Source organism: Schlesneria sp., from assembly GCF_036405755.1.
GTDB lineage: Bacteria > Planctomycetota > Planctomycetia > Planctomycetales > Planctomycetaceae > Schlesneria > Schlesneria sphaerica.
The window spans coordinates 1-5,435 of the sequence record NZ_DASWWZ010000372.1 but is presented as its reverse complement, the minus strand read 5'-3'; the positions used below and the strand labels follow the sequence as shown (position 1 = coordinate 5,435).

General features: G+C 57.2%; 6 protein-coding genes. All 6 read left to right on the top strand.

Annotated elements, in window-relative coordinates; translation table 11 throughout:
- Nucleotides 1-1,005 (top strand): hypothetical protein (locus tag VGE80_RS12820; RefSeq protein WP_440592947.1); only part of this gene is annotated, 1,005 nt, incomplete at its 5' end.
- Complete coding sequence (locus VGE80_RS12815; protein WP_373651529.1) at nucleotides 1,002-1,433, top strand: hypothetical protein; 432 nt, start codon at nucleotides 1,002-1,004, stop codon at nucleotides 1,431-1,433. The genes VGE80_RS12820 and VGE80_RS12815, both read left to right, overlap by 4 nt.
- Nucleotides 1,430-2,389, top strand: coding sequence for an SCO family protein (locus VGE80_RS12810; protein ID WP_440592946.1), 960 nt, complete (start codon nucleotides 1,430-1,432; stop codon nucleotides 2,387-2,389). Before VGE80_RS12815 ends, VGE80_RS12810 begins: the two co-directional genes overlap by 4 nt.
- Entirely contained in the window at nucleotides 2,386-3,327 is a 942-nt protein-coding gene (gene coxB, locus VGE80_RS12805; RefSeq protein ID WP_373651527.1) for a cytochrome c oxidase subunit II, read from the top strand. The genes VGE80_RS12810 and coxB overlap by 4 nt, the downstream gene beginning before the upstream one ends.
- Nucleotides 3,324-4,988, top strand: coding sequence for a cytochrome c oxidase subunit I (gene ctaD / locus VGE80_RS12800; protein ID WP_373651526.1), 1,665 nt, complete (start codon nucleotides 3,324-3,326; stop codon nucleotides 4,986-4,988). Before coxB ends, ctaD begins: the two co-directional genes overlap by 4 nt.
- A partial coding sequence (locus VGE80_RS12795) for a cytochrome c oxidase subunit 3 (protein ID WP_440592945.1) occupies nucleotides 4,985-5,435 on the top strand: 451 nt, incomplete at its 3' end. The genes ctaD and VGE80_RS12795, both read left to right, overlap by 4 nt.

Sequence of the window (5,435 nt, the reverse complement as noted above, 5' to 3'; positions counted from 1 at the left end):
TCCATCGCCATGATCCACGGTTTAACGGGGGGTGGCTGGGGTCGAACCATACGTCGCAGTCTGGAGGCAGGATACGACACCGTTCCGTTGTTCCTGATCTTCTTCGTCCCCATCTGGCTGGATGTGACTGGAATCTATCCCTGGACAAATCCGGACTATGTGCATCATCACGAGGTCCTGATGCGGAAGTCCGCCTATCTGACCGTCACCGGATTCCAGATTCGAGCACTGATTTATTTCGCGGTCTGGATCGCCATCACCCTGTTCCTGAATCGCTGGTCACCCAACGATGAGCGCGATCCCGATTCAGAGCGGGCACGGCGGCTGCAGACCGCCAGTGGCGTGGGGTTCATTGCCTTCGGGTTTACCTTCACACTGGCATGCGTTGACTGGTCGATGTCACTGGAACCACTTTGGTACTCGACGATGTACGCTCTGATTCAGGTGGCTGGTCAGGGAGTCGCGGCACTCGCCTTCGCGGTTCTGGTCATCACGTCACTTCAGTCGTACTATCCCTGGTCCCGGCTCGTTACAACGTCGCGTCTGAACGATCTGGGCAATTTGTTGCTCGCCGCGACGATGTTCTGGGCGTATTGCTCGTTCTTTCAGTACCTCGTCATCTGGTCGGGGAATCTGCCCGAAGAAAATTTCTGGTACGTCCATCGACTGCGTGGCGGATGGCAGTACCTGGCGATCTCCCTGGTCCTGCTGCATTTCGTCGTCCCTTTTTTCCTGCTGCTGTCCCGCACAATCAAACGGGACCGCAAGCACCTGCGCCGGATAGCCGGCCTGCTGCTGTTGATGCGGTACGTGGATCTCTACTGGACCGTTGCGCCCGGGTTTCAGCAGGACGAGGCCGGTTATCGCGCCCTCCGGGCTGACTGGACTTCCGTCGTCACCTGGATGGCGCTCGGAGGGATCTGGCTGACGCTCTTTTCCTGGCGACTCGTCGAGCGGACTTCGCGGCCGATTTACGACCCGTTACTGGAAGGAGAGTCTCCATGACGCAACCCGCCCACGACTCTCACGTAGACTCCCATCCCGATCCGGGCCACGAGACGTCTGACGTTCGCCCCAGCCTGATTGGCCGCTTCGGCGCGGGACTTGTCGCCATGGTCGCGCTGGTCATGCCGTTACTGGGCTGGATGTATTCCACCATGGAATCCCGAATTCAGCGCAACCGACAGGAAGTCAGCGCACTCACCCCGGATGTCACGTATTCCGGACCGCAGCTCCAGCCCCAACCCTCCGTCGAACTAAGGGACTTGAAAAATGCTGAGCTGAAACATCTGACGAGTTACGGATGGATCGACCGGGAAAAGGGAGTGGTTCACGTTCCGGTGGAGGCAGCGATCAAGCTTCTTGCCACACAGGGTTTGCCCGAACCTGAAGGGCCCGCTCGCCCGACCGCCAAGGAGGAACCCCGGCCATGAAACACCCGCAAAACCCTGTTTGGAGCAAGACATTCGGCACCTGCGCTGTGTGGGTTCTGGGCATCGCGCTTTGTGATCTGATCCTGTGCTCATCCGCACTGGCTCAAAGATTCGCAACGGGAGGCCCCTACAATTCGCCTGCCGGTCGAAGTCCCTCCACCGAGTTACTGCGCGATGTGGGAATTGAACAGCGATTGAACGCCCAATTGCCACTGGACGGAATCGTCGTCGACGAACATGGATCGAAAGTCCAACTCGACGCATTCTTCCGCGAGAAACCTGTCGTCCTCGCACTGGTGCAATACCGCTGTCCCATGCTGTGCACCCAGGTGCTGAATGGCTTTTTCAAGGTGAGCCACGCGATCCCGCTGAAGATCGGCGTGGATTATGATTTTATCGCGGTCAGCTTTGATCCGCGGGAAGGAAGCGAACTGGCAGCCGAGAAGAAACGCCAGTACGTCCGAATGACACGCCAGTCAGAGGCAGAAGCAGGAATCCATTTTCTGACAGCCGACCAGGCGCTGATCGATCGACTCACCGATACCGTCGGGTTTCACTACCGCTACGTCGAAGAGACGGACCAGTTCGCCCACGCCAGCGGGGTGATGATCGTCACGCCGGACGGACGGGTTTCGCGCTACTTTTACGGAATTGAATACTCTCCCCACGACCTTCGGCTGGGACTGGTTGAAAGCTCGAATGGAGCGATCGGGTCACCGGTCGAACAGTTTCTGCTCCTGTGTTACCACTACGATCCACTGACGGGAAAGTATGGTCTGGCCATCGCGGGCCTGCTGCGCTGGGCCGGTATTCTCACCGCACTCGTTCTTGGGACTTATTTGTACCGCATGTATCGACGTGAGTGTGCTCGTTCCCGGTTGGTCCAGGGAGATTCCGACCTGGCCTTGCCGCTCAAGACTCCCGAACTCGATCCTCACCTCCGGGAGCACCCATGATCGACGACGGATTTCGGTTAATGCCAGAGCAAGCCTCGACACTCGCGCCGAGCGTGGACCTGCTCTACTACTTCCTATTGAGCGTATCGACCTTCTTCACGGTCCTGATCGCCGTTTTGATCGTCTATTTCTCCATCAAATATCGACGGGGAAACCAGCAGGTTGATCGATCCAAGGGGGAAGACCATTCGTTATGGCTCGAGGTTCTCTGGATGGTGGTCCCGCTGCTTATTTCCATGGCGATCTTTGCCTGGGGAGCGTCTTTGTATTACTCCGAATACCGCCCCCCGGATGATGCCATCGAGATTCGCGGCGTGGGAAAGCAGTGGATGTGGAAGTTCCAGCATCCAAGCGGACAGCGCGAGATCAACGACCTGCACGTCCCGCTGGGATACCCGGTCAAACTGACGTTGATTTCCGAAGACGTCATTCACAGTTTTTTTGTCCCCGCCTTTCGTACAAAACGCGATGTCGTGCCCGGACGCTACACCAACTGCTGGTTTGAGGCGACACGCACGGGGACGTTCCACTTGTTTTGTGCAGAATACTGTGGCACGAATCACTCGCGCATGATCGGACGCGTCATCGTGATGGAGCCGGCCGAGTACGAACGTTGGCTTGCCAATTCGAACATGCAGGAATCACCCCTCGCGGCCGGCAAGCGGCTCTATGAGGAATTTCGATGTGTGACATGTCATCGTCCGGAAGGGGCGACCGGCCGCTGTCCACCACTGGAAGGCCTTTTCGGACGCGACGTCAAACTTGTTGATGGCACGACCGTGCCCGCGGACGAAACCTATTTGCGCGAGTCGATCCTCAGGCCGGCCGCGAAAGTTGTTGCCGGATTCGAACCGTTGATGCCCAGTTATGAGGGGCAGATTAGCGAAGAGCAGCTTATTTATTTGATCACTTACATCAAATCGCTGGCAAAACCATGACAGCCGCACTCGATCGTCCGACATCCGTCTCTCCCGAGTCAGTTTCGTTGCCGAAACGGCATTATCTGAACTCCGGGTACACCGTCCGATCATGGCTTTTCACGACGGATCACAAGCGGATCGCCCTGCTCTATCTGGTGTCGATCACGGCCTTCTTCGTGCTCGGCGGGATTGCTGCGACACTGGTCCGCCTGGATCTGATGACACCGCAGGCGGACCTGGTTCGGTCCGAGACCTACAATAAGCTGTTCACCGCGCACGGTGTCATCATGATCTTCTTTTTCCTGGTCCCGTCGATTCCGGCGGTCATGGGAAACTTTCTCGTCCCCCTGATGCTGGGGGCGCGCGATCTGGCGTTTCCTCGCCTGAACCTGCTGAGTTGGTACGTCTACATGGTGGGAGGAGTATTCACGCTGTATGCCCTGCTGGCGGGGGGCGTGGATACCGGCTGGACGTTCTATGCTCCTTACAGCAGTACCTACAGCAATACCTACGTCATGGCGACCGCCGTGGGGATCTTCATCACCGGATTTTCATCGATTCTGACGGGCCTGAACTTCATCGTCACCATCCACAAAATGCGTGCTCCGGGACAGGTCTGGTTTCGCCTGCCCCTCTTCATCTGGTCCATCTACGCCACCAGCATCATCATGGTGCTGGGCACCCCGGTACTGGCGATCACTCTGGTTCTGGTAGGACTGGAACGACTGCTGGGACTGGGCATCTTTGATCCCCGGTTGGGTGGTGACCCGATCCTCTTTCAGCATCTGTTCTGGTTCTATTCGCATCCGGCCGTCTACATCATGATTCTGCCCAGCATGGGGGTCGTCAGCGAAATCATTCCCTGCTTTTGTCGCAAAAGACCTTTCGGATACGAGTTTATTGGCTTTTCAAGTTTCGCCATCGCGGCCTTCAGCTTCCTCGTCTGGGGACACCACTTGTTTGTCAGCGGACAGTCGATCTACGCCGGGCTGGTCTTTTCAATGCTCAGTTATCTGGTGGCGATCCCTTCCGCAGTGAAGGTGTTCAACTGGACGGCAACGCTGCATAAAGGTTCCATCAGTTTTGACACTCCCATGCTCTACGCCTTGGGTTTTGTAGGCCTCTTCACGATGGGAGGCCTGACCGGACTGTTCGTCGCGGCGCTGGCGGTCGATGTGCATGTGCACGACACCTACTTCATTGTGGCCCACTTCCATTACATCATGGTCGGCGGCGCGGTCATGGGGTACCTCGGGGCCATTCACTTCTGGTGGCCGAAAATGACGGGCCGCCTTTACCCGGAGGGGTGGGCAAGACTCTCGGCGATCCTGATCTTTGTCGGTTTCAACCTCACTTTCTTCCCTCAATACATTCTGGGCTATCTGGGAATGCCTCGGCGGTACCACATCTATCCACCTGAGTTTCAGGTGCTGAATGTGATGTCGTCGGCGGGGGCCTCGATCCTAGGGGTAGGATACCTGTTTCCCCTCACGTACCTGATCTGGTCGCTCTTCTATGGCAAAGTCGCTTCTGCCAACCCCTGGCGAGCGGCGGGACTGGAATGGCAAACACCGTCACCTCCGCCGACAGAAAACTTTGCACGGACGCCAGTCGTCAGACATGAGGCCTACGACTATCCCGCAATCGACAATCAACAGGTTGAGGAAGGATTGCGATGAGTACTGCCAGCCACACCCATGCCGAATCGCCTCTGGCGCATCAGTTTGATGATCTTGAGCAGCAACAGGCCGCCGCGGACCTTGGAATGTGGTTGTTTCTGGCGACGGAGTTGATGTTCTTCGCGGGTCTTTTTCTGACCTACTTACTTTATCGACTCAACGACGAAGCAGCCTTCGCCGCTGCCAGTCGACATCTGGACGTCGTCTGGGGCACAATCAATACGGCAGTCCTGCTGACCAGCAGCCTGACGGTCGCACTTGCGGTGCATGCCGCGGAGTCTGGTGACCAGCGCAAGCTGACGCAATTACTTGCAGCGACGATCGGATTGGGAACCCTCTTCGTTGCGATCAAAGGTTGGGAATACCACGAAAAACATCAGCATGGGCTGATGCCATTGATGGGGCTTCCCTTCCGCTGGGACGTCGACTCGACGCGTGAAGGGGCCG

Coding starts and splice junctions, on each gene's coding strand:
- VGE80_RS12815 (WP_373651529.1), top strand. CDS start 1,002: ATGACGCAACCCGCCCACGACTCTCACGTAGACTCCCATCCCGATCCG.
- VGE80_RS12810 (WP_440592946.1), top strand. CDS start 1,430: ATGAAACACCCGCAAAACCCTGTTTGGAGCAAGACATTCGGCACCTGC.
- coxB (WP_373651527.1), top strand. CDS start 2,386: ATGATCGACGACGGATTTCGGTTAATGCCAGAGCAAGCCTCGACACTC.
- ctaD (WP_373651526.1), top strand. CDS start 3,324: ATGACAGCCGCACTCGATCGTCCGACATCCGTCTCTCCCGAGTCAGTT.